This window comes from Janthinobacterium sp. SUN033, from assembly GCF_030397595.1.
Lineage (GTDB): Bacteria > Pseudomonadota > Gammaproteobacteria > Burkholderiales > Burkholderiaceae_D > Janthinobacterium > Janthinobacterium kumbetense.
Genome location: NZ_JAPQNV010000003.1, coordinates 723,525 through 746,639, shown reverse-complemented (window position 1 = coordinate 746,639; position 23,115 = coordinate 723,525). Strand labels below are relative to the sequence as shown.

General features: G+C 62.1%; 25 protein-coding genes and 1 pseudogene. 13 read left to right on the top strand and 13 right to left on the bottom strand.

The genetic code is table 11. The features are described from left to right. Positions 1–18 precede the first annotated feature (18 nt). Positions 19–1,329, top strand: a complete 1,311-nt coding sequence (locus OX460_RS16455) for a serine hydrolase domain-containing protein (RefSeq protein ID WP_289899290.1) — start codon at positions 19–21, stop codon at positions 1,327–1,329. A gap of 16 nt (positions 1,330–1,345) precedes the next feature. Here the strand turns inward: OX460_RS16455 and OX460_RS16450 are convergent. Then, positions 1,346–1,486, bottom strand: a pseudogene (locus OX460_RS16450) (PLP-dependent aminotransferase family protein); the annotation flags it as partial. A 309-nt stretch (positions 1,487–1,795) separates the two neighbouring features. On the opposite strand from OX460_RS16450, the gene OX460_RS16445 reads away from it, so the two are divergent. Then, entirely contained in the window at positions 1,796–2,035 is a 240-nt protein-coding gene (locus OX460_RS16445) for a hypothetical protein (RefSeq protein WP_077401383.1), read from the top strand. 156 nt (positions 2,036–2,191) lie between these two features. Further along, positions 2,192–2,584, top strand: coding sequence for a GFA family protein (locus tag OX460_RS16440; protein WP_251350834.1), 393 nt, complete (start codon positions 2,192–2,194; stop codon positions 2,582–2,584). A 239-nt stretch (positions 2,585–2,823) separates the two neighbouring features. Here OX460_RS16440 and OX460_RS16435 read toward each other — a convergent pair whose 3' ends face one another. Beyond that, positions 2,824–3,171, bottom strand: coding sequence for a hypothetical protein (locus tag OX460_RS16435; protein WP_289899289.1), 348 nt, complete (start codon positions 3,169–3,171; stop codon positions 2,824–2,826). Between the two features lie 199 nt (positions 3,172–3,370). Between OX460_RS16435 and OX460_RS16430 the strand changes: the two genes are divergently transcribed. The 5 genes from OX460_RS16430 to OX460_RS16410 all read left to right on the top strand — a co-directional run bounded on the left by OX460_RS16430 (position 3,371) and on the right by OX460_RS16410 (position 5,437). Next, positions 3,371–3,832 carry a GNAT family N-acetyltransferase gene (locus OX460_RS16430; protein WP_289899288.1) on the top strand — a complete coding sequence of 154 codons (462 nt, stop codon included), beginning with the start codon at positions 3,371–3,373 and terminating at the stop codon, positions 3,830–3,832. Positions 3,833–3,968: 136 nt separating this feature from the next. After that, positions 3,969–4,376 carry a GNAT family N-acetyltransferase gene (locus OX460_RS16425; protein ID WP_289899287.1) on the top strand — a complete coding sequence of 136 codons (408 nt, stop codon included), beginning with the start codon at positions 3,969–3,971 and terminating at the stop codon, positions 4,374–4,376. Positions 4,377–4,405: 29 nt separating this feature from the next. Further along, positions 4,406–4,864 carry a hypothetical protein gene (locus tag OX460_RS16420; RefSeq protein WP_289899286.1) on the top strand — a complete coding sequence of 153 codons (459 nt, stop codon included), beginning with the start codon at positions 4,406–4,408 and terminating at the stop codon, positions 4,862–4,864. A 137-nt stretch (positions 4,865–5,001) separates the two neighbouring features. Next, positions 5,002–5,202: a DUF3079 domain-containing protein gene (locus tag OX460_RS16415; RefSeq protein ID WP_251350827.1), complete on the top strand. Its 201-nt coding sequence runs from the start codon at positions 5,002–5,004 to the stop codon at positions 5,200–5,202. Positions 5,203–5,266: 64 nt separating this feature from the next. Then, the gene (locus OX460_RS16410) at positions 5,267–5,437 is read left to right on the top strand and encodes a hypothetical protein (protein ID WP_289899285.1); all 171 of its coding nucleotides are present in this window, start codon (positions 5,267–5,269) and stop codon (positions 5,435–5,437) included. A gap of 3 nt (positions 5,438–5,440) precedes the next feature. On the opposite strand, the gene OX460_RS16405 is transcribed toward OX460_RS16410, so the two are convergent. Next, the gene (locus OX460_RS16405) at positions 5,441–6,586 is read right to left on the bottom strand and encodes an MFS transporter (RefSeq protein ID WP_289899374.1); all 1,146 of its coding nucleotides are present in this window, start codon (positions 6,584–6,586) and stop codon (positions 5,441–5,443) included. Positions 6,587–6,833: 247 nt separating this feature from the next. Between OX460_RS16405 and OX460_RS16400 the strand changes: the two genes are divergently transcribed. Then, positions 6,834–7,451, top strand: coding sequence for a TetR/AcrR family transcriptional regulator (locus OX460_RS16400; protein WP_251350825.1), 618 nt, complete (start codon positions 6,834–6,836; stop codon positions 7,449–7,451). A gap of 3 nt (positions 7,452–7,454) precedes the next feature. Here the strand turns inward: OX460_RS16400 and OX460_RS16395 are convergent, their stop codons facing one another. After that, positions 7,455–7,925: a GNAT family N-acetyltransferase gene (locus OX460_RS16395; RefSeq protein WP_289899284.1), complete on the bottom strand. Its 471-nt coding sequence runs from the start codon at positions 7,923–7,925 to the stop codon at positions 7,455–7,457. 51 nt (positions 7,926–7,976) lie between these two features. Next, positions 7,977–8,471 carry a hypothetical protein gene (locus OX460_RS16390; protein WP_289899283.1) on the bottom strand — a complete coding sequence of 165 codons (495 nt, stop codon included), beginning with the start codon at positions 8,469–8,471 and terminating at the stop codon, positions 7,977–7,979. A 330-nt stretch (positions 8,472–8,801) separates the two neighbouring features. Here OX460_RS16390 and OX460_RS16385 point away from each other — a divergent pair, with 330 nt between their 5' ends. Then, positions 8,802–9,458: a tetratricopeptide repeat protein gene (locus OX460_RS16385; RefSeq protein WP_099664930.1), complete on the top strand. Its 657-nt coding sequence runs from the start codon at positions 8,802–8,804 to the stop codon at positions 9,456–9,458. A 137-nt stretch (positions 9,459–9,595) separates the two neighbouring features. Here the strand turns inward: OX460_RS16385 and OX460_RS16380 are convergent, their stop codons facing one another. The 7 genes from OX460_RS16380 to OX460_RS16350 form a co-directional block, all read right to left on the bottom strand. After that, a complete protein-coding gene (locus OX460_RS16380) occupies positions 9,596–10,564 on the bottom strand; it encodes a ribonuclease Z (RefSeq protein WP_289899282.1) in 969 nt (322 codons plus the stop codon). Positions 10,565–10,610: 46 nt separating this feature from the next. After that, positions 10,611–12,077 (bottom strand): amidohydrolase family protein, encoded by a 1,467-nt coding sequence (locus OX460_RS16375; RefSeq protein WP_289899281.1) that lies wholly within the window; start codon positions 12,075–12,077, stop codon positions 10,611–10,613. Between the two features lie 182 nt (positions 12,078–12,259). Further along, positions 12,260–13,048: a formate dehydrogenase accessory sulfurtransferase FdhD gene (gene fdhD, locus OX460_RS16370; RefSeq protein ID WP_289899373.1), complete on the bottom strand. Its 789-nt coding sequence runs from the start codon at positions 13,046–13,048 to the stop codon at positions 12,260–12,262. A gap of 194 nt (positions 13,049–13,242) precedes the next feature. Beyond that, positions 13,243–14,163 carry a bestrophin family ion channel gene (locus OX460_RS16365; RefSeq protein ID WP_289899280.1) on the bottom strand — a complete coding sequence of 307 codons (921 nt, stop codon included), beginning with the start codon at positions 14,161–14,163 and terminating at the stop codon, positions 13,243–13,245. Between the two features lie 27 nt (positions 14,164–14,190). Further along, a complete protein-coding gene (locus OX460_RS16360; RefSeq protein ID WP_099664926.1) occupies positions 14,191–15,171 on the bottom strand; it encodes a cytochrome d ubiquinol oxidase subunit II in 981 nt (326 codons plus the stop codon). A 30-nt stretch (positions 15,172–15,201) separates the two neighbouring features. Further along, the gene (locus tag OX460_RS16355; protein ID WP_289899279.1) at positions 15,202–16,581 is read right to left on the bottom strand and encodes a cytochrome ubiquinol oxidase subunit I; all 1,380 of its coding nucleotides are present in this window, start codon (positions 16,579–16,581) and stop codon (positions 15,202–15,204) included. Between the two features lie 13 nt (positions 16,582–16,594). Beyond that, entirely contained in the window at positions 16,595–18,907 is a 2,313-nt protein-coding gene (locus OX460_RS16350) for an FdhF/YdeP family oxidoreductase (protein WP_289899278.1), read from the bottom strand. Between the two features lie 166 nt (positions 18,908–19,073). On the opposite strand from OX460_RS16350, the gene OX460_RS16345 reads away from it, so the two are divergent. After that, on the top strand, positions 19,074–19,358 hold the full coding sequence (locus tag OX460_RS16345; RefSeq protein WP_289899277.1) for a helix-turn-helix domain-containing protein: 285 nt from the start codon (positions 19,074–19,076) through the stop codon (positions 19,356–19,358). A gap of 103 nt (positions 19,359–19,461) precedes the next feature. Further along, the gene (gene moaA, locus OX460_RS16340; RefSeq protein ID WP_289899276.1) at positions 19,462–20,544 is read left to right on the top strand and encodes a GTP 3',8-cyclase MoaA; all 1,083 of its coding nucleotides are present in this window, start codon (positions 19,462–19,464) and stop codon (positions 20,542–20,544) included. Positions 20,545–20,549: 5 nt separating this feature from the next. Here the strand turns inward: moaA and OX460_RS16335 are convergent, their stop codons facing one another. Beyond that, entirely contained in the window at positions 20,550–21,971 is a 1,422-nt protein-coding gene (locus tag OX460_RS16335; protein ID WP_289899275.1) for a PLP-dependent aminotransferase family protein, read from the bottom strand. A gap of 158 nt (positions 21,972–22,129) precedes the next feature. Here OX460_RS16335 and OX460_RS16330 point away from each other — a divergent pair, with 158 nt between their 5' ends. Continuing rightward, the gene (locus tag OX460_RS16330) at positions 22,130–23,092 is read left to right on the top strand and encodes a Dyp-type peroxidase (protein WP_289899274.1); all 963 of its coding nucleotides are present in this window, start codon (positions 22,130–22,132) and stop codon (positions 23,090–23,092) included. The last annotated feature ends 23 nt before the right edge of the window (positions 23,093–23,115 follow it).

Here is a 23,115-nt window from a genome sequence, read left to right as displayed (position 1 = left end):
GTTCGACCAGCCCGGTGCGTGCTAAAAAAACGACGTTTTTCTTCCGCTTGTCCGCCGAAAACGCAGTTCGTCGCAAGCCGCTGGTTCTTTGCCGTCATCCTCTTTATCTTCCTTACTGAGCTGGCGCGAACGGTCGCGCTGCCGAGCCACTTTCAACGGGATATCCATATGTCGAAACTTTACTCGCGTCGCCTCGCCTCACCGCTGCTGCTGACATTGCTTTTGGTGCTGCAAGCTCCCGCCAGCCACGCTGACGCCGCCTCCACCGCCGCTCCTGCAAGCGTCACTGGGGCCAGCGAAGAAGAGGCGCTGGCCGCACGTATCGACAGCGAGATCGCGCCCCTGTTCAAGGCAAACGAGCCTGGCGCCACTGTCATCGTCACGCAGGCCGGCCTTACCGTGTTTCGCAAGGCGTATGGCATGGCCGACGTGGCCAAGGGCCGGCCCATGACCCCGGACACGGTGATGCGCATCGCTTCAATCAGCAAACAGTTCACCGCCACCGGCATCCTGATGCTGGCGGATGAAGGCAAGCTGGCTTTGGACGAGGACATCCGGAAGTTCCTTCCCGACTACCCCAGCGGAGGCAAGCGCATTACGATCGAGCATCTGCTGACGCATACCTCGGGCATCGCAAACTTTACCAACAAGCCGACCTTTGAGGCGGGAATGAATACGGATCAGACGGTGAGTCAGATGATAGACAGCTTCAAGAACGATGCGCTCCAGTTCGAGCCAGGCACGCGCTATTCGTACAGTAATTCGGGTTACTTCTTGCTGGGTGCAATTATCGAAAAGGTCTCAGGCCTGTCGTATGCCAAATTCGTCGAGCAGCGCATTTTCGTGCCGCTCGGTATGCGCGACAGCGCTTACGAAGGCCATGAGCGTGGCAGTGCGATGCGCGCCAGGGGCTATACGCGCAGCAGTGCCGGTTCCGCCTTCGAGCCAGGCAAGGCGGTCAGCATGACGCTGCCGTACGCGGCCGGAGCGCTCGTGTCCACAGTGGACGACCTGGCGCGCTGGGATGCCGCCGTCAGCGCCGGCACACTGCTTAAGCCTTCCAGCCAGCAGAAAGCGTTTACCGCCCATGTCCTGGCCGACGGCAAAAGTGTTCCCTATGGCTATGGATGGAGCGTGCGCAAGATGCGCGGCATGCCAATGCAGTCACACGGCGGCGGCATTCCCGGCTTTTCCACCTACGCATTGCGTCTGCCCGAGAAACAGCTGTATGTGGCGGTGCTGACCAATGCTGACAGGGGCCTCCCGGGGGCCGAAATGATTGCGGTGAAGGCGGCGACTATTGCAGTTGGCAATGGTTTTCCTGAGTAATTCGAGGGGGACGCACACGTGCCGCCAACCGGCGCTGCAGAGGCAGGCGGTCACCCGGTGTCTGCGATCCTTTTGCCACCGCCGCCTGCAACGCCTCCGCAACCCGCAAAAAACGTGGCCCTTCATTCCCGGCCAGGCGCGGCAAGCAGATGGTCAGGTTTCAATCTTGTATGGTTTGCAACTGGGACATTTTGTCTCAATGTATGGATATTGTTTTAAAGTAGTATGTGTCAGAACCTGCAGCAACACCATCCTTGCATGGCAGTCGCTGACGTTTTCACCTCGCTCATCCGCATTCGGCAAATCACGGCGCTCGGTGCTCTTGATATTTCATAGCTGGCTATAATGAAAGAGTCACGCAGGATGCCCTGGGGGATGGTTTGAACCGTAGTTGCGGAAGCAGCGTTTTGAGGAAGTGCTCCTCACGATAGACAGTATCAAGTAATAAAACCTGGAAATACTCAAAATGATGGATTGGACCCCTATAGTCTTTGTTACGTTCAAGGCTCTCGTGCTTTGCACGGGCATGTTCTTCGCCATCAAGTGGCATTACGATCAAGGGAAGAAGGGGAAAGAGCAGGAGGCGCGCGCGGTGCTGCGCGCGGGCGGCAAGGTAGCCGCACTCTTCGTGCTCACGCTCCTGGGCCTGGGGCTCGTCACCTTTTTCGTCGTCAAGATGGTCGGTCTGGAGATGATCTGGCCCTGATGGCCAAGAATAGTCTGCCGGTATCCGGTGATGCGGCAGCAATGCCCCGTTGCGCGGCAGTCCCGCGCACGCACGGCGCTTTCTGAATCATGTGTACCTTGTCTGTTTGGAAATACTGTGTAAAAATACAGTGTCAACTTTCAAAAAGGACTCCTCATGATCAAAGGCAGCTGCTGCTGTGGCTCGGTAAAGTTTGAATTGACATCCCCCCCGGCAATGATGGGCATGTGTCACTGTTCCCGTTGTCGGAAGGCCGGAGCGAGCACCCTGGCCTTCGTTGATAAAAATTCATTTACCTTGCTGGCGGGACGGGAATTCATTCAACGCTATGAGCCGGAACCTCCGTTTACATATGCAAGAACTTTTTGCAAAAAATGCGGAACTTCTTTAGGGGAAATTGGCTCAGAGAATGATTCATTTCCCATCTCAGTCAATTGCCTGGATGATGACCCTGAGGCAAGAATACAATTCCATGTGCATGTTGGCTCCAAGCCTGCATGGTATGAGATTTGTGATAGTGCAAAACAGTTCCAAGAAAGTCCGACATAATAAGAAAAACCAGTCATTTGACTAGCTTTTCTTATCGCATGTTGTCAGGTCCGGTGCGGGAGGATTGCTTTTATTCGCCCATGGCCCTGATGCCTTGATATCTATTTCGTGGCTTGCTTTTCAATTGAGCTGGCATCGACGACGTCCAAGGCCTTTGTCCATGCGCCAATGGTGGAACTGGCCCTCGCGCCCATTCGACCTTGGCTTCCCAAGCGATCATTTATGCGCGATGCCCCCCTTTATCGGCTAACTGGCACGAACACTTCCCATTTTTTCTGTGTCGTGGGCTTTACGGTCTTGGCGCAACTCACGGCAACATTGAATCCAGACAGGCCGTAGCTTTGCGGAACCCATTTCACACGCAAAGCTGCCGCGCATTTTGTCACCAGAATCTTCCGGTTCGGCTCCAGGACTTGCCAACTTGTGCCATTTTTGGAGTTCTCTGCTGCAATGAACTGTACTGCGGCCTCCCTGATTTCAAACAAGCCATGGATGTCGCCGCGTGTCCGGTCCTCGTCAAGCGTGGCCGCGAGTGCCGATGAGACGCCAGCAATAAGAAAAACGGCGACGACCAAGGAAGCGTACATGCGTCTATTCAAACGTAACGGTGCCAACATATTTACAATCCTTGCCAAGTCTGTTCGATATCAGATAGAGATATGAAAGGTTTTGCATTTTACATTCAACAATCCCGGATCCACCGTTTTTGTTCTCCACTGGCGAGTGCGTACTTTTCGTGGCACGATGATAAGTTCATCGGCTACCCATTCAACTGACTGAACGCACATGGCTTTTACTTTTCCCCCGTTTTCCGATATTCCCCACGAAGAATGGCTCCTTCTGTTGAATCACCCGGACGTCATCCGCCATATGCCACTGGCCACCGAACGTTGGACGGATGGCGCTATTGCGGAATGGGCGAAAGGCAAGGACGCGCAATGGCAAGCGAATGGCTATGGACCGTGGGCTATCCGGGTGGATGGCGCGTTTGCCGGCTGGGGCGGTTTTCAGAAGGAAGGGGGCGAAGCTGACCTGGCACTGGTATTGCTCCCCGGGTTCTGGGGACATGGGCCCGCGCTGGCGCGCCATTTCATGCACCGCCGGCTGGAACTGGGCATTGGTCCGGTCAGTATCCTGCTGCCGCCCAGCCGCACTCGCGTCAAGGGGCTGGCAAGAATCGGCTTCCTATTTGATCGCGAGGTGGAGCATAAAGGCCAACGTTTTTTGAAGTTCCGGACATCGGAATGAGCGTCACATGCACGGTGGGGATGGAAACAGTCTTTCTCTCCCGCAACTGGCATACTATTCAATGCATATGCGAATCTGAGCAAAGTTTGCAGAAACAAGCTGCGCCCATGCGCGATCACTTTCCACTTTTGAATCCATGAAAAACATCACCGTCGAATATCGCCATAACTTCCCCCTCGATCCGCTCGATGTCGTCCGTGTCTTCGATCAATCCGGCATCAAGCGTCCGACCGACAATCTCCCGAGAATCGCGCGCATGTTCGCCGCGCCTTGCCTCTCGCTGTCGGCTTGGGTGGATAATGAGCTGGTGGGACTGGCCCGCTCGCTGACCGATTATGCGTATTGCTGCTATCTGTCGGACCTGGCCGTCGACCAGCGGTACCAGGGCCTGGGTATCGGCAAGGAACTTGTCAAGCGCACCCAGGCGATCATCGGCGACGACGTGTCCTTGATACTGCTCTCCGCCCCGGACGCCATGTCCTACTATCCGACGCTCGGTTTCGAGCCTGCCGGCAACGCCTACGTCATCCGGCGCAAACATTGAGCGACTGTTTTTAACAATTCCCGCAGCTGATGAAACCCGTCTATACCCTCGCCGAAGCTCTGGCAAAAGATCCCGGCCGCGTCGCCAAAACCCAGGCCCTTACCCTCGACAGTGCCAGGCCCCACATGGGCCTGAAAGGCAGGCATGGCCTGTTCGCTTCCGATGCCTGGTGGGAAAGCATCGAGGCTAAGCGCCTCCCGACGCAAACCGTGACGGGCATCATCGAACGCACGTATTTCGCGGGCCAGGACAGCCGCCGTGGCGATCAGGTCAACAGCGTCACCTTGCGCCTGGCGGATGGCTCGGCAGTGGACGAAAGCATCTACATAAACCACAAGCAAGACATCAGCCTGTTCGTGCCTGGCGCGATGGTGACGATGGTCTACGCGCAAGATGAGCTGAAGGCACAGCCGGCCGCCGACGGCGGTGTCAATGTGGCGCGTATCGTGCTGGAAGTGGCCATATCCATCAGAAACGATAAAGAGTAGGGGGCGGCGCCATGCCGATGCTCCACGATCTGCACAAGCTTGATATTGGACAAGTTTCTAGCTGAAATTGGTTTGACCTCCCCCCGCGCCAGGTCTAGAGTCATCAACAAGACCTAACCGACCCCGGCGCCCACACCATGGCCAAGCCTTTTCCCTTGAACCCTAAGAACCCCGAACGCATCTGCTGGGGCTGCGACAAGTATTGTCCGCCGGACGCCATGCGCTGCGGCAATGGTTCCGAACGCACGCAGCATCCGATCGAATTGTTTGGCGAAGGCTGGAATGACTGGGGGCTGGCGGCGGCCGACAAGGCCGACAAGGACGAACCCCAGCCTTGACGGCAAGCGCAGCACGCGGCGCGCCGCTACAATCTCTTCATCGCGTCCGCGCTGAGGAGCCTCCATGCAAGAAACCCTGTCCCGCTGGCTGGCAAGCAGCGCCGGCGATGTCCGGTTCGTCGAGCACCCGCTGCGCAACACGGCCACGGTGGCGCTGTCGCATGCCACCCTGGTCCGTTTCCTCGCGCAGACGGGACACGTGCGGCGCATCATGAGTGTCCCTGCGGCTCCCTGATGATCAATGCCCGGCCACGGGCGCGCCGCCGTTGCGCCGTCCCGGCCGGAAACCATGCGCGCGGGTAGACCAGGCGATCGCAAAGGCCAGCACCAGCAAGCTGACCATGGCCCATGGGAAGGCGCCCGCGCCCCAGGTTTCCAGCAAGGCGCCGCCTGCCACGCCCGCTGCCGCGATGGCTCCATTCCACGCCACCACATTCATCGACAAGGCCACGTCGGCGCCGCTGCCGGCCGTGTCGGCCAGCGCCGTCTGCAACAGCGTTGCCGCGCCGCCAAAGGACAAGCCCCAGACGGCCATGCCCAGGTAAATGACAATGGGAAACTGTGACGCGATGCCCAGCACGAGGGCCGTGGCGGTGAACACGCCCAGGCTGACCAGCACAGTGCTGCGCAAGTGGCGCTCGACCAGCTTGCCCGTGATCCAGATACCGGCCATGGCGGCGGCGCCGAAGACGAGCAGCACCAGGTCCACCCGCTCCGTCAATCCGGCCGGCGCCACGAACGGGGCGATGTAGGTATAGAGAATGTTGTGCGCCAGCATCCAGGCGATGACGACGGCCAGCACGGGGCGCACGCCCGGCGTCGTGAAGACGCGGCGCAGGGGCAGGCGTTCATGGACGGACTGGCCCGGGTAGTCCGGCACCTTCGCCAGCACCCAGGCGATCAGGATCAATGTAAGGGCGGAAATGATCCAGAACGCGGCACGCCAGCCGACGAGCGAACCGAGCAAGGTGCCCAGCGGCACGCCCAGGGACAGGGCGACGGGCGCGCCCACCATGGCCAGCGCCAGGGCGCGGCCTTGCTGATGCGGCGCCACCATGCGCCGCGCGTAGCCGGCCAGCAAGCTCCACGCCAGTCCGGCCGCCATGCCGGCAAAGAAACGGGCCGCCAGGGTCAGCCAGTAGTGGGACGACAGCGCCGTGACGGTATTGAACACGAGAAAGCCGATGATGGTCAGCAACAGCACGTTGCGGCGGCGCCAGCCGCGTGTGGCGATGGTGAGCGGAATGGCTGCCAGCAGGGAGCCGAGGGCATAGGCCGTGACCATTTGCCCGGCCAGCGCGGCGCTGATGCCGAGTCCCGTGCTGATCTGCGGCAACAAGCCGGCGGGCAAGGTTTCCGTGACGATGCAAATAAAACCCGTCATGGCCAGGGCCAGCAAGCCGGCGACGGGGAGGCGGTCGGCCAGCGCAGGGCTGGCTCCGGTAGTGATAGTGGCGTGATTCACGGCAAACATCCTTGTCAAGTGATCAGGCGCAGGAGTGCCCCTGACCGTCGTTGCGGTACATATGTATCGATCGGTACAAATATAGGCGATGGCGCGCCGTGTTGTCAACGACTTCTGTATCGAGTAGTATGTAAGTGGCATACGGGTAGATGAGAAGGAGCGATGGATGGCGCAAATGGGACGGCCGCGCACGTTCGACCGGCAGGCGGCGGTCGAGCAGGCCATGTTTTTATTCTGGCAGCAGGGATATGAATCGACGTCCTTGAGTCAGCTCAAGGCGAGCCTGGGCGGCGGCATTTCCGCGCCCAGCTTTTATGCGGCGTTCGGCTCGAAGGAAGCGTTGTTCCGCGAAGCGGCGCAATGCTATCTGGACACGTTTGCACGCGTGACGGAATGCCTGTGGGACGATGGCCTGGCGCCGCGCGCGGCCATCGAGCTGGCCTTGCGCCAGTCGGCCAGCATGCAGTCCGATGCGGGCCACCCGCCCGGTTGCATGGTGGCGCTCGGTTGCATGAGCGCGCCGACGGCCGAGCATGCGGCTGTGGCCGCGCCCCTCACGCAATCGCGCGCCCGCACGCGTGCCGGCTTCGTGCGCTGCGTCGAGCGGGGCATGGCCAGCGGCGAATTGCCTGGTGATATGGATGCCGTGGCGCTGGCGTCCGTCTTCGACAGCTTTCTGTCGGGCGTGGCTATCCAGACCCGCGATGGCGTGGGCTACACCGTGCTGGACGGCGCCATCACGCAGATTCTGCGCGTGTGGGATGCCAGCCGCGTGCCGGGCTAGACGCTAGGCCGTAAAGCGAAACTCCAGCACGTCGTCGCCATACTTGTCCGTCTCGCCCGTCGAGGTCCAGCCCAGGTAGCGGTAAAAGCCGTAGGAACGCGAAGCGGGGTCGTCGGAGCAGCCGAGGAACAGCCGTTGATGACCGTGCGCGCGCAGTTCCGTCATCACCAGTTCCAGCAGGGTTTTGCCGATACCGAGGCCTTCGAATTCCGGCAGCAGCGCCAGGACGATGATTTCGCCCGTGTCGCGCTCGCCAAAGCAGTAGCCGACCAGCTGGCCGTCATGATGGCAGACGTGGCCAGGCAGGCTGCCCGAACGCATCATTTCCGCCCAGGTGCCGGCCGTGATGCCCACTTCCGCCAGGCGTTCCGCGGACACGGCGTTTTGCCGCGTCCTGCCCCGCAAGTCGATAAAGGCCGGAGTGTCTTCCGCCTTGGCGGGATGGAAGGTAATGGAAGCTGGATGTGTCGTCATGTCATTACTCGCTGGTGTCGTGTCTGTGGCGGGAGTGAGGCTGGATAAACCTCATTCCCAAGGTTTGCGCATGGTTTGCGCATGGCGCTGCCAGTCAAAGATTTTGCTATTCTCGATTGCCTGCTGGCCGGGATTGCCGCTATCGATGATTTCATCCTTGACGATAATCAAGTCGTTTTTGTCATTCAAGCGGTATTCCCGATAGCGTTCGCAATCCTGTGCGCGCCGGGCGATGGTAATTAATTTGCTGGCTTGCCACGCATAGCTGTCTTCATAAAAGCATTGCGCCGCGCAGCCGCAATTGGGAATGCCCCCTTCGATTCTTTGCTCGGCCATGTTGATGTTCAGATTCGGAATGGCTGACAAGGGTTGATTGAAACGGTATTGCTGCGCTGGCGCATCCCATAACCATACATCGGAACAGCGGATGCGTCCCTGGCTATCCGTGTATCCGGTGACCCACAGGTCGGCATGGCCGTCGAAATTCATGTCCAGCAGCAGCGCGTGCAAATTGCCCGTGCCGCTGCTGCTGCAACTGCCATTCATCCACTGCTTTCCGATTTTCAGCCGATACGTCTGTTTTTCATCGTGATTCGCATAGAGGATATCTGCCGCTTGCCGCACTTTGCCTGTCGCGGCTTTATCCAGATGCAAGGTACCAGCATAAACCGAGGTGGAAATCAGGGATAAAAGCAGAGCGATCAGTTTCATGGCGATATTTATGGGCGGGCACGAGTGCACAATGCGTGGATTACATCAGGCGGAGAATCATCATACTGCATGAATCCGGCAATGCGCCACACGGTTTCCTATCGTGCATTCTGCGCGGAACAGTGCTGTGTACAATGCCAAAAAATCCCCGAATAAGGAATCTTTATGAGCTCCTCTCCTGAATCTTTGAATGAAGCGGGCATCCTCGCCTATAACGACGGTCATTATGCCGAGGCCTTCAAGCAATTCGATGCGGCGGCGCGCACGGGCGATCCGGCCGGCCAGCATTTATTGGCCAGCCTGTATTACCAGGGCCATGGCGTGACGCAGGATTTGCCGAAAGCGGTGGAATTGTTCACGGCCGCCGCGCAAGCGGGTTTCCCGCCGTCGCTGGCCAACCTGGCCCTGATGTATGCGGGCGGCGATGGCGTCGCGCAAGACATGGCGCAATCGCTCGCGTATGGCCGCCAGGCGGCCGAGGCGGGCGATGGCCAGTCGCAATTCAACCTGGCGCAGGCTTACCGCAAGGGGATTGATGTACCGCAAGACTATGCCGAGGCGGCGTTCTGGTACAAGCAGGCGGCCGAAGCCGGCTCCCTGTCGGCGCAGAATGAATACGGCTTGCTGTACGCGCAAGGGCAGGGCGTGGAACTCGATTACGTGCAGGCGTATGCGTGGATCGCCATGCCGGCCGAGGCGGGCAGCGCGCAATCGATCAAGAACCGCGACCAGTTGCTGGAAATTCTCACGCCGTCACAGCAGCAGGCGGCGCGCGCGCTGGCCGCGGAGTATGCGGCGCAGTATGGCGTCAATCCCCACTAAAGTAACACCTAACAAAACCTACTGCGCGTCGTAATTTGCGGTCTGCGATGCTCACTGTACCTTCGTACAGTTGCGCTTCTCAAGCCAACGGGGGCGCCGAGCCTTACTTCCGCTCGCTACGGTTTTGTTAGGCGTTGTTATTGGGATTTCCCAGGTAGTTTGCTCAGCACGCCGGCCGCATCGAGTTCATAGCTGTCGAAATCGCGCGCGAGGAATAGTTTGCCTGAGTAATGCAGCCGCGCTTCCGCTTCCAGTTCGGCCATGCCTTCCGCATGGTGATAGCGGGCGCTGAAGTGGGTGAGGATCAGGTTCGGCAAGCGGACCGCTTCGGCGAACTGCGCCACGCGCTGCACGGAACTGTGCGTGGGGCCGGGCCCCACTTTCTGCAGCATGGCTTCCGTGTAGGTGGCTTCATGCACGAGCAGTTGCGCATCCGCGCAAGCGTCGGCCAGCAAGGCCGGCGTGTCGTTGTCGCCGCCGACCACCACCGTGGCGCGCTGCGTTTCCGTCTGGCGGAAAGCGGCGGCGCGCAAGACCGTGCCATCGTCGAGCAGCGCATCCTGGCCAGCCTGCAAGAGTCCCCAGGCGGGACCGGGCGGCACGCCGGCCGCTTGCAGGGCCGCCTTGTCCAGCTTCCATCTGCTCGTTTCCAGCGCGAAACGGTAGCCGACGCTCGGTGCGCGGTGCGACAGCGCGTGGCGCGAGACGGTCAAGCCCGCTTCCTCGTACACCACTGGCGCGCTGTCCACGTCGATGTGGATCAGCGGATACGTCAGGAACAGTTCCGTGTGCAGCAAGGTGGCGTCGATCCAGGCCTTGATGGCGGCCGGGGCGATCAGCAGCAGGGGCTTCTTGCGCCCAGTCATCGAGGCGCTGGCCAGCAAGCCCGGCAGCCCATAGCTGTGGTCGCCATGCACGTGGGTGATGCAGATGCCCACCAGGTCGTGCACGGACAGGGGCAGGCGCTGCAGCCGGTGCTGCGTGGCTTCGCCGCAATCGATCATCCACCAGTCGCGGTTGTGCGTGGTTTGCAGGGCCAGCGACGTGACGTTGCGGTGGCGCGTGGGCACGCCGGAGGACGTGCCGAGAAAAGTCAGTTTGAACATGGGCGCATTATGCGGCAAGCCACCGCTGTTGCCAACGCGCCAGTCTTCAGCCTGCCAATGGCGCGCGCAATTTGTCCTTGTAGATGCGCCCGTTCTTCATGATCAGCAGCAGGTTTTCTTCCGGCTGGGCAAGGAAATCCAGATTTTTCGCAGGGTCGCCATCGGCCACCAGCAAGTCGGCCAGCGCGCCCGCGGCCAGCTTGCCCAAGGTGCCAGGGTAGGGCGAGCGCTGGCCGGACAGGGCCAGCAGTTCGCCATTCTGTCCCGTCGCCTGCGCCAGCAAGGTCAAGGGATCGTAAAAGCGCGTGAGTTTCGCCAGCTGGCGGCCTTGCGTGGGCGTGTTTTTCGCGTTGAACAGGATGTCCGTGCCCCAGCCCGTCTTGATGCCGTACTTTTGCGCCAGCGCATACGCCCTCACCGTGCCTTCGGATACGATCCTCTGGCTGGCCTTGCGCGCCGCATCGGGATACACATTCGCATCCGCGTCTTGCAGGAACGGTTGCAGGCTCCACCACGTGCCCGTGTCGCGCATCAGGCGCGCGGAGTCGTCGTCGGCCAGCTGGCCGTGCTCGATGCTGCGCACGCCTGCGCGGATGGCCCGCTGTATGCCTTTCGGCGTGTAGACGTGGGTCATCACATACGTGCCCCAGTCGGCCGCCGCTTCCACGCCGGCGCGCAGTTCGCGCTCCGAATACTGCGTGCTGTCGAGCGGGTCGTATATGGAGGCGACGCCGCCGCCCGCCATCATCTTGATTTGCGTCGCGCCCAGCATCAGCTGCTCGCGCACGCGGCGCAGCACTTCCGCCTCGCCATCGGCGATCATGGCCATGCCCGCCGTTTCCGCCATGCCCAGCGGCGCATTCGCCGCGCGGGGGATGTCGGAGCGCAAACGGAAGTCGCCATGGCCCGAGGTTTGCGAAATCATGGCGCCCGACGGAAAGATGCGGGGGCCGTCGACGATGCCTTCATCGATGGCGCGCTGCAATGCAAACGCGGGGCCGCCCGGATCGCGCACGGACGTAAAACCCCGCAGCAAGGTGCGCTGCGCTTCCTGCGCCGCCACCAGGTACAGATAGCCGATATCGGCCGTCATGGCCGTCACCTGGTTGATGGCGGCCAGCATGGTGTGCCAGTGGGCGTCGATCAGGCCCGGCATCACCAGCTTGCCCTGGCAATCGATCACTTGCGCGCCGTCCACCTTCTCGCCGGCCGGCAACAGGGCGGTAATGGTCGGGCCCGTCACCAGCACGTGGATGCCGGAACGGGGCGCCTTGCCCGTGCCGTCGAACAGGCGCAGATTGGTCAGCAGGAGGGGACGCTGGGGCGTTTGCGGCTGCTGGGCGATGGCGTTGCTGGTGGACAAGCCGATGAAGGGCGCCAGCATGGCGGCCGCGCCGCCGAGAAATTGCCGGCGCCGCATGTCCGCCATCACCCGCTGGTGCAGGATGGTGAAGACGGTGCCGCCGCAGTCGCAGGCGCGCGGCTTCAAGCCGCCCGTTTGCCATGTATCCATCAGATGCTGCTCCTGTGCCAGGGCCATTGCGGTCATCCTTTCATCGCTGCCGCGCCGTGTGCTGGCACGCGGACAAAGTTAATTAATGGAAACAATGACCATTGAAAGCCCGCAGCGATGGCAAGTCAAGCGTGCACTTGCTTTACAGCAAAGAATGCAGCATTTGCCGTTCAAGGTACATGCTAAGGTGCATGCTGGCCGCTATCTTCGCCCGCCGTGTAATCGACAAAGCCGTCGCGGCGGCAAAAGCTGGCCAGCTGCATGCCGGCCTGGCGCGCGATGCGGATGGCCAGCGAGGTGGGCGCCGAGATGGTGGCGACGAGTCCGATATGCATGCGTGCCGACTTGCGCACCAGTTCATAGCTGGCGCGGCTGGACAGGAAGACGAAGCCGTCGTGCATGGCGATGCGGTGCAGGGCCAGGTAGCCGATAAGCTTGTCGAGGCCGTTATGCCGGCCCACATCCTCGAACACTTTCACGATGGCGCCCTCGGCCGTGCACCAGGCGGCCGCATGTACGCCGCCCGTCTTGTGCATCAGCTCCTGGTAAGGCAGCAGTTCGCGCGCGGCGCGGCCGAGGATGGCGCTGCTGGCCACCAGCGGCGGCAGGGGACGCGTGATCTTTTCCGGCACCAGGTCCAGCAGGGCCAGGCTTTCGATGCCGCACACGCCGCAACCCGTGCGCCCGGACAGCGCGCGGCGCCGGCCCTTGAGCTTGATCAAGTCCGGCTGCGCGATGGTCAGCCGCACTTCCGCGCTATCTTCGCCGCAACACACGTCGAGGTCGTAGATGTCGCGCACGCTGCCGACGATGCCTTCGGTCAAGGTAAAGCCGACGGCGAATTCCTCGAGGTCGCGCGGCGTGGCCATCATCACGGCGTGGGCGATGCCGTTGTAGACGAGGGCCACGGGATACTCCTCGGCCACCATGTCGCGGCCCGCCGTGGCCACGCCCCCCTGGTGGCGCACCATGGGAACGTCCAGGTAGCCGTCGCGTTCGATGGTGGTGATGCCGATATTGCATTCCATGATTTTTTCCTCCTATACCTAACCAAACCTACTGCGCGTCGCGATTTGCGGCCTGCGATGCTCACTGTGCATTCGCACAGCTACGCTTCTCAGCCACAACTCACATCCGCTCGCTACGGTTTTGTTAGGCATATAAATTAGTTGATCTGATAGCGCGGGCAGGGCCGTATCGAGGGCGGCAGCGGGTCGCCATGCAATTCCAGCAGCGAGCGTTCCGTTTCCCGCGTCATGGCGTTCAGGGCCAGGCAGTTGGGCGCCAGGCCGAACGGTTCGGCGATCTGCTGCGCGATGGCTTCCAGCGCAAACAGGGTGTAGGCGACGAAGACGGAAATGAGGGGCGTGGCCACGCCGATGGCATCCACCAGGCCCAGCGGCAACAGGAAGCAATACATGTAGACGGTGCGGTGCACCAGCACGCCGTACGGATACGGTATCGGCGTGTTCTTGATGCGCTCGCAGCCGGCCACGGTGGCGGCCAGGTCGTTGAGCTGGGTGTCGAGCATCCACAGCAGCTGCGTCTGGCCCGGCTGGCGCTGCACGGCGTCGTGCAGCATGGCGCGCACCGCATGCAGTATGGCGACGGGCTTGAAGTTGGCGCCCTGCAAGCGCTGCACGTCCTCGGCCGGCAGGTAGCGCGCCAGGTCTTCCTGCGGCTCCGTCTGGCGCAACTGGTGCTTGAGCGCGTAGACGAAGGCGACCAGGCGGCGCAGCAGCAACTCGTGGTCCAGGCCGCTTGTTTCCTGCGGCAGATACGTGAGCGCCTGCGAAGCGAGGGCCCGCGCGGCGATCAGCAATTGCCCCCAGATATGCCGCGCCTCGACGAAGCGCGCATAGCTGGCGTTATTGCGAAAGCCGAGAAAGATCGCCAGGCTGATGCCGACCATGGGAAACGGCGCCGTATCGAGCGGAATCTTGACGCCGAAGATACGGCCATCCGTCAGCAAGGCCAGCGAGCTGACGACCAGCATCAGCAGCAATTGCGGGATGATGGCTTGCAGCACCGAGCCATCCCAGACAAACAGCATGCGGAACCAGTTGGTGGAGGGGCGAATGATCATGATGGAAGACGCATGCTGTGATGTGAATCAATGTTTCCGGGGCACGACTTTGCCCTCGAAGACGTAATATTGGAACAGGTTGTAGCCGATCATGATCGGCAGCATCGTGCCCATGCCGATCAGCATGAAGATCAGGGTCGGCTCATCGGACGCGGCCGCCGCGATGCTCAGCTTGCCCGGCACCAGATCCGGGAAGAAGCTGATGGCCAGGCCCGCGAACGACGCCAGGAACAGCACGATGGCGCCGCGGAAGGGGCCGCGCACGCCGTTCACGTGCACGGCCCACAGGATGTAGATGAAGGCGCTGGCGGCGATGGCGGCCAGGGCCAGCAGCACGCCGAACACGCCCGGCTGCGCCCAGCGGTCGTGGCCGATGGCGCTGAAGACCATGGTGCCGGCCGACAGCACGATGGCGGCCGCGACCGTCGCCAGCACGCTGGTGGTCGCGTAGCGGCGCGCCGCCGCTTCCAGCAGGCCGCCCGTCTTCTTGATCAGATACGTGCTGCCCAGCAAGCAATAGCCGGCTACCACGCCCAGCGCCGTGCAGGCCGTGAAGATGCCGCTCAGCCAGCCCGGCTGCAAGCCCGTGATGACCTCGCCCAGCACCACGCCCTGCGCCACGGCGGCCAGCAGGCTGCCCACGCCGAAGACCACGTCCCACAGGCGCTTGTTGCCGGCCGCATGGCGGAACTCGATCGAGGCGCCGCGCATGATCAGGCTGGCGATCAGCAGCATGATGGGAATGTACAGCTGTTCCAGCAAGGTGGCGTAAGCGCTGGGAAAGGCGCCGAACAGGGCGCCGCCCACCACCACCAGCCAGGTTTCGTTGGCGTCCCACACGTGGGCGATCGATTGGAAGATCAGGTTGCGTTCCTGCTCGCGGCGGGTGAACAGGCTGAGGATGCCCACGCCCAGGTCGAAGCCGTCCGTGACGACGTAAAAGATCAGCATCAGGCCGATCAAGCCGAACCAGGCATTGCCCAGCATGGCATGCGAATTCATATCCATTACATACTCCTAGTCAGATGGCGGCGCATGTCAATACCCCGCGGCATGGGCGGCGTCCGGCAGCGGCAGCGCCACGTCCGGGCCTTGTTGCAGCCATTTCTTGGCAAACACAAAGAAGGTGAGGAACAGCACGACGTAAAACACGGCAAACATCAGCATGCTGCCGGCCACGGCGTGGGCCGCCACGTCGGAGACGGCGTCGCGCGTGCGCAGCAAGCCGTACACGACCCACGGCTGGCGTCCCACTTCGCGCACGATCCAGCCGCACTCGACGGCGATGTAGGGCAGCGGAATCGTCAGCACCCAGGCCAGCAGCAGCTTGCGGTTGCGCACGAACTCCTGCACCCGTCCACCCACCTTGCGCCAGGCCACGAAGGTCCAGAACGACAGCAGCACGAACCACATGCCGATGCCGGCCATGGCGCGGAACGCGTAGTACAGCAGCGGCAGCATGGGCGGCTGGTCTGCGCGGGCGATGTCGGCCAGGCCCGTGATCTTGCCCGTGGCGCTATGCGTGGCGATCACGCTGAGCATGCCGGGCACTTCGACGGACCAGTCATTCTTTTGCTCCGCCTGGTTGGGCCAGGCCAGCAAGGACCAGGCGGCCCCTTCGCCATCGCGGTTCGTGTGCCAGTGGCCTTCGATGGCCGCGCCCTTGGCGGGCTGGGTCTTGAAGACGTCGACGCCGCTGGAATCGCCGAGCCACACTTGCAACGGTGCGATGACCAGCAGCAACATCAGCGCCAGCTTGAACGAGCGGGCAAAGAAGGCCGGTTCGCGGCGCTTGAACATATACCAGGCGGAAATGCCGGCGATGACGAACAAGCCCGTTTCCACGGCCGCCACCCACATGTGGCCCACGGCCCAGGCCATGTCGGGATTGAAGATGGCGGCCACGTAATCGGTGACGATGATCTTGCCGTCCGCCACGCGCACGCCGGCCGGCGTCTGCATCCAGGAATTGGCGACCATGATCCAGAACGAGGAAATGCTGGACCCCAGCGCCACCATGCCGGTGGCAAACAGGTGCACGCCCTTCGGTACGCGGCCCCAGCCGAACATCATGACGCCGATGAAACCCGCTTCCAGCATGAAGGCCATGGCGCCTTCGAAGCCGAGGATGTTGCCGATGAACTGGCCGGAATGGTGCGAAAACGGCGCCCAGTTGGTGCCGAACTGGAATTCCAGGGGAATCCCGCTGACGACGCCGACGGCGAAGTTGAGCACCAGCAACTTGCTCCAGAAGCGCGCGTGGCGGTAGTAGACGGGGTCGCTGGTGCGCAGCCACAGCGCCTCGACGACGAACAGGAACAGCGACAGGCTGATCGTCAAGATGGGCCACAGGATGTGGAAGATGGCCGTCATCGCAAATTGCGCGCGCGACAGGTCCAGGGTATCGAAACCGAACATGGCGTTCTCCTGTTCAGCTGACTGCGGCCGAAGGCGACAGCAGCACGGGGATGGATTTGAAGGTCGGCGTGCGCGAACCGTAGCCGACGCTGTCGAGCGGCACCAGCGGATTGGTTTCCGGGTAGTAGGCGCCGATGCAGCCGCGGGGAATGTCGTACTCGACCAGCAGGAAGCGGTCGGCGCGGCGTGCTATGCCGTCGTGCCACACGCCGATCAGGTCGACCCAGTCGCCGGCCGCAAAGCCCAGCATGGCCAGGTCGTCCTTGTTGATGAAGACGACGCGGCGCTGGCCGAAGACGCCACGGTAGCGGTCGTCCATGGCGTAGATGGTCGTGTTGTACTGGTCGTGCGAACGTGTTGTCATCAGCACCATCAGGCGCTCGCCATATTGCTGGCGTGCACGGTGGATCGGCGTGTCCAGTTCCACTGCGTTGACGAGGAATTGCGCCTTGCCGCTTTCCGTCTTCCATACCCGTTCGCGCGAGGCGATTTCCAGGTGAAAACCACCCGGCTTGGCCACGCGCAAGTTGTAGTCGAAAAAGTCATCGAACACTTGCTCGATGGAATCGCGCAGCAAGGCATAGTTGCCGGAATAGCGCAGCCAGTCGATCTTCTCGCTGCCCAGGGTCGCTTGCGCCATGCCGGCCACGATGGCGATTTCCGAACGCAGATTGGGCGAGGCGGGCTGGTTCATGCCGAACGAGATATGCACCATGCTCATCGAGTCTTCCACCGTCACGCCTTGCGCCACGCCTGACTGCACGTCGATTTCCGTGCGTCCCAGGGTGGGCAGGATCAGCGCATCCTTGCCGTGCACGAGGTGGCTGCGGTTGAGCTTGGTGGCGATGTGCACGGTCAGGTCGCACGAACGCAGCGCATCCCAGGTGCGCGGCGTGTCCGGCGTGGCCATGGAGAAATTGCCGCCCAGGGCGACGAACACTTTCACCTTTTTCTCCAGCATGGCTTCGATGGTGCCGACGGCGTCGTAGCCGTGGTGGCGGGGCGGCTCGAAGTTGAAGACGAGGCCCAGGCGGTCGAGGAATTCCTTGGTCGGCTGTTCTTCTATGCCCATGGTGCGGTCGCCCTGCACGTTCGAATGTCCGCGCACGGGGCACAGGCCCGCGCCCCGCTTGCCGATATTGCCGCGCATCATCATCAAGTTCGACAGGATTTGCACGGTGGCCAGCGAATTCTTGTGCTGCGTCACGCCCATGCCCCAGGTGGCGATGACGGCCTTGCCCTTCACATAGATCTGCGTCAATTCTTCGATCTTGTCGCGCGCCACGCCCGATTCGGCCAGCAGCAAGTCCCAGCTTTCCGCGCGCATGTCGGCGGCGAAGGCGTCGAAGCCGCTCGTGTGTTCGGCGATGAAATCGCAGTCGAGCACGCGCTCCTGGCCATGGGAGATGGCGTCGTCATCGAGTTCGACGACGCGCTTGGCCATGGCCTTGATCAGCGCGAAGTCGCCGCCCAGCGTGGGGCAGATGAACAGCGAGCAAATGTTCGTGCTGCCGCCCGTCAGCATTTCCAGCGGATGTTGGGGGCTGGTGAAGCGCTCCAGGCCCCGTTCGTGCAGCGGGTTGATGGAAACGATGGTGGCGCCGCGGCGCGACGCTTCGCGCAATTCGCCCAGCATGCGCGGGTGGTTGGTGGCGGGATTCTGGCCGAACAGCAGCAGGGTGTCCGCGTGCTCGAAGTCGTCCAGCAGCACCGTGCCCTTGCCGATGCCGACCGTTTCCGGCAAGCCGCGGCTCGTCGCTTCGTGGCACAGGTTGGAACAGTCGGGGAAGTTGTTCGTGCCGTAGGCGCGCACGAACAGTTGATACAGGAAAGCCGCTTCGTTGCTGGCGCGGCCCGACGTGTAGAAGGCGGCCTGGTTCGGGTCGTCCAGCGCGTGCAGGTGGTGCGCCACGAGGGCGAAGGCGTCGTCCCAGGAAATGGCCTGGTATTTGTCGCTGGCCGCGTCGTACACCATGGGGTCCGTCAAGCGGCCATGTTGTTCCAGATCATAGTCCGACTGCTCCATCAATGCGGTGACCGTGTGCTCCTCGAAAAATTCCGGGCGCACGCGCTTGCTCGTCGATTCAGCGGCCACGGCCTTGACGCCGTTTTCGCAAAATTCGAACGTGGACGCGTGTTCGCGGTCGGGCCAGGCGCAGCCGGGACAGTCGAAGCCGTCGGGCTGGTTTTGTTCGAACAGCGAGCGGTAATTGCCCGCGCTGACTTTTTCCTTGAACAGGTTGATGGCCACGTACTTGAGGGCACCCCAACCGGCCGCGGCATGGGTGTAGGGCGCGATGCGCGCGTCGGACTTTGGCTTGCTCATGATGACTCTCCTGGTGATATGCGATGGGACAATCACATGGTAGGGGCGGCGGCTTGCCCCGTAGGCGCACAGTTCCGGACAAAAAAACAGAGTACAGATGGCAAGGTGACGATGCCGGTCGCGCCGGCGCCGGCCGTGATCTATGATGTGGACAAGGAGAAAAAACATGCACAAGGAAGACAAGGAAGACGGCATCGACGCGGCCCTGATAGCGCTGCTGGCGCTGCTGTGGGAAGCGCGGCAGGAGGCGCCGGAGAAACCGTGGTCGCTGGCCAAGCTGGCCAAGCGGGCAGGAGTACAGATGAGCACTTTGTTGCGCCAGCTCAATGCGCTGTCCAGTGCGGGACTGGTGATCGTGGCGACGGCGGAGAGCGGCGGCGGCAGCGCGCTGCTCAGCGCGGCGGGCGCGGAACTGTGCGCCAGCGTCTTTGCTCCACCGCAAGAGGAGTAGCGGCGCGTCTGTACTCTATCGGCCGGAGCCGGACTGTACCTCTTTGCCTGCCCCCATTCGTCCTATGCTACTTCCAGACGAATGCCTATCGAGGGGAAGCACCATGAACACCATCCTGTATCCGCAGCCGGCGCTCCGGCAGCCAAGCCATATCGAACCGTGCGTGGACATGCTGGGCCGCCCCCTGACGGATTTGCGCATTTCCGTCATCGACCAGTGCAACTTCCGTTGCACCTATTGCATGCCGGCCGAGCTGTACCCCAGCGATTACCCGTTTCTTCCATCGAGCGAACGCCTGTCCTTCGCGCAGATCGAGACGATGGCGCGCGCCTTCGTGCGCCTCGGCGTCGATAAAATCCGCATCACGGGCGGCGAGCCGCTGCTGCGCAAGAACCTGGAACAGCTGATCGAGGCGCTGGCGAAACTGACCACGCCGGACGGGCGCGCCGTGAGCATCGCGCTGACGACGAATGGCAGCTTGCTGGCGGCCAAGGCGCGTTCGCTCAAGGATGCGGGCCTGGAGCGGGTCACCGTGAGTCTCGACAGCCTCGATAACGGCATTTTCCAGCGCATGAATGGCGTCGATTTTCCCGTCGAGAAAGTGCTGCACGGCATTGAGGTAGCGCAAGCCGTGGGCTTGACTCCCGTGAAGGTCAACATGGTGGTGCAGAAAGGCGTCAACGACAGCCAGATCGTGCCGCTGGCGCGCCATTTTCGCCACACGGGCGTGGTGCTGCGCCTGATCGAATTCATGGACGTGGGCGGCATCGGCGCCTGGTCGCGCACGCATGTCGTCACGTCCGAGGCGGCGCGCGCGCTGATCGCCGCCGAGTTCCCCCTCGTGTCGCTGGGCGAAGGCAAGCCTGTCTCGCACGAAACGGCCAGCCGCTACCGTTATCTGGATGGCGGCGGCGAAGTGGGCTTCATTTCCAGCGTGTCGCAGCCGTTCTGCGGCGATTGCAGCCGCGTGCGCGTGTCGTCGGACGGCAAGCTGTTTACGTGCTTGTTCGCCCAGGACGGCCTCGACCTGCGGCCCCGGCTTGATTCCGCGCAAGGTCTGGAAAGCCTGCTGCGCCAGCATTGGCAGCGCCGTGGCGACCGCTATTCGGAAGTGCGCGGCGCACTGGCCCAGCTTGGCGCGCGCAAGCAGTATCTCACCGTGCGCATGTCGCTGGTGGGCGGGTGACTGTTCTACAGAAATTCGGTGATGAGCTTACCGAGAAGAATAATGGCTTGCTCGACGCCCACGCTCCACGGATAGCTGTAGTTGAGGCGGATGCAATGCTTGTAAGCCTGGCTGACGGAAAACATGCGTCCCGGACCCACCGTGATCTTGCATTCCAGCGCGCGCCGGTACAGCTGCATGGAGTCTATGTCGCCAGGCAATTCCACCCACAGCACGTAGCCGCCCTGCGGGTGCGAGATTTTCGTGCCAGCAGGAAAGAAACGCTGCACGGCGGCCGCCATGATGCGCGCCTGCTGGGCATACGCCTTGCGGGTGCGGCGCAGATGCTGTTCGTAGCCATCGTTTTGCAGGTATTCGGCGATGGCCAGCTGGGGAAACGAGGACGTGGCCAGGGTGTTGAGGAATTTGAGTTCCTCCACCTTGCCCCGGTAGCGTCCGGCCAGGGCCCAGCCCACGCGCTGCGCGGAACTGAGGCTCTTGGAAAACGAGGAGCAATGCAGCACCAGGCCCTTGCGGTCGTAGGACTTGAGCGAGGTTGGGTGGGCGTCGCCGTAATACAGCTCGTTGTAGACGCCGTTTTCGATGGCGGGCACGTCGTGCTGCTCCAGCAACTGGTACAAGGCCCGCTTGCGCTGGTCGGACATCTGGAATCCCAGCGGATTCTGGAAGTTCGGCATCACCATGACGGCGGCGATCGGCTGCCGGGCCATGATGTCGGCCAGCGCCTCGATGCTGATGCCTTCATACGGGTCGGTGGACACTTCCACCACCTTCATGCCCAGGCGCTCGACGGCCATCAGCATGGCGTAGAAGGTGGGCGACTCGACGGCGATGGTGTCGCCCGGCTTGGCCACCGCTTGCAGGCACAGGTTGATGGCTTCCGTGGCGCCCACGGTGACGATGATTTCGTCGGGATCGATAGCCAGGCCGTTTTCCATGTAGCGGCGGGCGATTTCGCGGATCAGCTGCGGGTTGCCCGGCGGCAGGTCGTCCGTCACGTTCCACGCGCGGTTGCGGCGCGCCACGGTGCCCGCATACTGGTTGATGCGTTCCCAGGGAAACAGCGACGGGTCGGGGTAGGGCGAGCCCAGCGGGATGGCGTCATGCAAGCCGATCGAGCGCAGGGTCGACAGCACCAGGCGGCTCACGTGCACTTCCGCCGGCACGGGGCTGGGGTGCGATGCCTGCATGCAGATGGACGGCGTGGCTGTGTCTCCGGCCCGCTGGCGCACGAAGTAGCCGGACTGGGGCCGGCTTTCGATCACGCCCATGCCCTCCAGCTTGACGTAGGCGCGCAGCACCGTGGTGATGCTCAGCTTGTGCTGCTGGCTGGTCTGGCGCACGGAGGGAATGCGTTCGCCGGGCAAGAGCACGCCCTTGGCCACCAGTTGCTCGATGTCGCTGACGAGCTTTTCATACAATTTCATGCAATGGTATCCATTCTTATTCTTGCTCTACGTCATTGCATTATCGTCCAATTCATGACTACCTATAGTTACAGTTATCGCATGTTGCCAAAATGAAACTACCAACCGGCACTTCTGGTTTAAGATCCACATAGAAACGAAAAAGAGGAACCTCTGTCATGGCAATTCCACAAAGCATGCTGTCTGTCGTCGCGCGCGACGAAGTGCATTTGCAGTTCAAGGTGAAGGCCGGCGTCGACATGCGGCAGCTGTTCCAGCGGCTGGGCAAGCTGTGGGAATCCGACGTCACGGGCATCCTGGACCCCACCCTGAACCGCCACCATCAGTTGACGGGCGGCACGGCCAATGTGGTGCTGGGATTCAAGCCCGAACTGTGGCGCGCCGCGTGCCCAGGCTGCGTGCCGGACAATATGGCATCGTTCGCGCACGACCTGGTGGGCGCCAACGGCAAGACGGCGCCGGCCAGCCAGCACGATTTCTGGGTCTGGATCACGCAGTCGAACGCGGCCACCCTGTACGACAGCATGCGCACAACGCTCACCTTGCTCAGTCCCTTCGCCGAGCTGGCCAGCGAACAGGTGTGTTTTCCGTATCACAATAACGTGACGTTTGACGGCTTTGCCGACGGCGTCGCCAACCCGAATCCGTTCCGCGCCAACGGCGTGGCCATCATTCCGGACGGCGAAGCGGGCGCGGGCGGCTCCACCGTGCTGCTGCAGAAATGGCGCATGGATGTGGAGCGCCTGCGCGCCTTGCCCGTGCACGCGGCGGAGCAGGTGTGGGGCCGCACCAAGGCCGGCAGCCATGAATTGTCGCCGCTGCCCGTCGATTCCCACGTGGGCCGCAACCAGTTCATCCGCGATGGCGAGGAAGTCGACATCGTGCGCCGCAACGCCAATTACGCCAATGCCAGCGAGGCGGGCGTCATGTTCGTCGGTTTTTGCAAGGACATCACCGTGACCATGGGCATGCTGCGGCAAATGTACGGCGTAGGCTATGATGGCGTCACCAAGACGGACCGGCTGCTGGATTTTTCCACGGCGCTGTCGTCGGCGATCTATTTCGTGCCCAGCATCGATGCCTTGCTGGCCGCGGGCATTTCGCCGGCGGACCCCGGCTGAGGGCTGCCCCGGCGGTCCCTATT

Bases quoted from the DNA above. Each gene is read 5' to 3' on its own strand.
- OX460_RS16420 (WP_289899286.1), top strand. From the start codon at position 4,406: ATGAAACCCGTCTATACCCTCGCCGAAGCTCTGGCAAAAGATCCCGGC.
- OX460_RS16440 (WP_251350834.1), top strand. From the start codon at position 2,192: ATGATCAAAGGCAGCTGCTGCTGTGGCTCGGTAAAGTTTGAATTGACA.
- OX460_RS16380 (WP_289899282.1), bottom strand. From the start codon at position 10,564: ATGTTCAAACTGACTTTTCTCGGCACGTCCTCCGGCGTGCCCACGCGC.
- OX460_RS16400 (WP_251350825.1), top strand. From the start codon at position 6,834: ATGGCGCAAATGGGACGGCCGCGCACGTTCGACCGGCAGGCGGCGGTC.
- OX460_RS16410 (WP_289899285.1), top strand. From the start codon at position 5,267: ATGCAAGAAACCCTGTCCCGCTGGCTGGCAAGCAGCGCCGGCGATGTC.
- OX460_RS16390 (WP_289899283.1), bottom strand. From the start codon at position 8,471: ATGAATGGCAGTTGCAGCAGCAGCGGCACGGGCAATTTGCACGCGCTG.
- OX460_RS16350 (WP_289899278.1), bottom strand. From the start codon at position 18,907: ATGAGCAAGCCAAAGTCCGACGCGCGCATCGCGCCCTACACCCATGCC.
- OX460_RS16335 (WP_289899275.1), bottom strand. From the start codon at position 21,971: ATGAAATTGTATGAAAAGCTCGTCAGCGACATCGAGCAACTGGTGGCC.
- OX460_RS16435 (WP_289899289.1), bottom strand. From the start codon at position 3,171: ATGTACGCTTCCTTGGTCGTCGCCGTTTTTCTTATTGCTGGCGTCTCA.
- OX460_RS16345 (WP_289899277.1), top strand. From the start codon at position 19,074: ATGCACAAGGAAGACAAGGAAGACGGCATCGACGCGGCCCTGATAGCG.
- OX460_RS16375 (WP_289899281.1), bottom strand. From the start codon at position 12,077: ATGGATACATGGCAAACGGGCGGCTTGAAGCCGCGCGCCTGCGACTGC.
- OX460_RS16385 (WP_099664930.1), top strand. From the start codon at position 8,802: ATGAGCTCCTCTCCTGAATCTTTGAATGAAGCGGGCATCCTCGCCTAT.
- OX460_RS16360 (WP_099664926.1), bottom strand. From the start codon at position 15,171: ATGGATATGAATTCGCATGCCATGCTGGGCAATGCCTGGTTCGGCTTG.
- OX460_RS16355 (WP_289899279.1), bottom strand. From the start codon at position 16,581: ATGTTCGGTTTCGATACCCTGGACCTGTCGCGCGCGCAATTTGCGATG.
- OX460_RS16415 (WP_251350827.1), top strand. From the start codon at position 5,002: ATGGCCAAGCCTTTTCCCTTGAACCCTAAGAACCCCGAACGCATCTGC.
- OX460_RS16330 (WP_289899274.1), top strand. From the start codon at position 22,130: ATGGCAATTCCACAAAGCATGCTGTCTGTCGTCGCGCGCGACGAAGTG.
- fdhD (WP_289899373.1), bottom strand. From the start codon at position 13,048: ATGGTGCGCCACCAGGGGGGCGTGGCCACGGCGGGCCGCGACATGGTG.
- OX460_RS16430 (WP_289899288.1), top strand. From the start codon at position 3,371: ATGGCTTTTACTTTTCCCCCGTTTTCCGATATTCCCCACGAAGAATGG.
- OX460_RS16395 (WP_289899284.1), bottom strand. From the start codon at position 7,925: ATGACGACACATCCAGCTTCCATTACCTTCCATCCCGCCAAGGCGGAA.
- OX460_RS16425 (WP_289899287.1), top strand. From the start codon at position 3,969: ATGAAAAACATCACCGTCGAATATCGCCATAACTTCCCCCTCGATCCG.
- OX460_RS16445 (WP_077401383.1), top strand. From the start codon at position 1,796: ATGATGGATTGGACCCCTATAGTCTTTGTTACGTTCAAGGCTCTCGTG.
- OX460_RS16405 (WP_289899374.1), bottom strand. From the start codon at position 6,586: ATGACGGGTTTTATTTGCATCGTCACGGAAACCTTGCCCGCCGGCTTG.
- moaA (WP_289899276.1), top strand. From the start codon at position 19,462: ATGAACACCATCCTGTATCCGCAGCCGGCGCTCCGGCAGCCAAGCCAT.
- OX460_RS16365 (WP_289899280.1), bottom strand. From the start codon at position 14,163: ATGATCATTCGCCCCTCCACCAACTGGTTCCGCATGCTGTTTGTCTGG.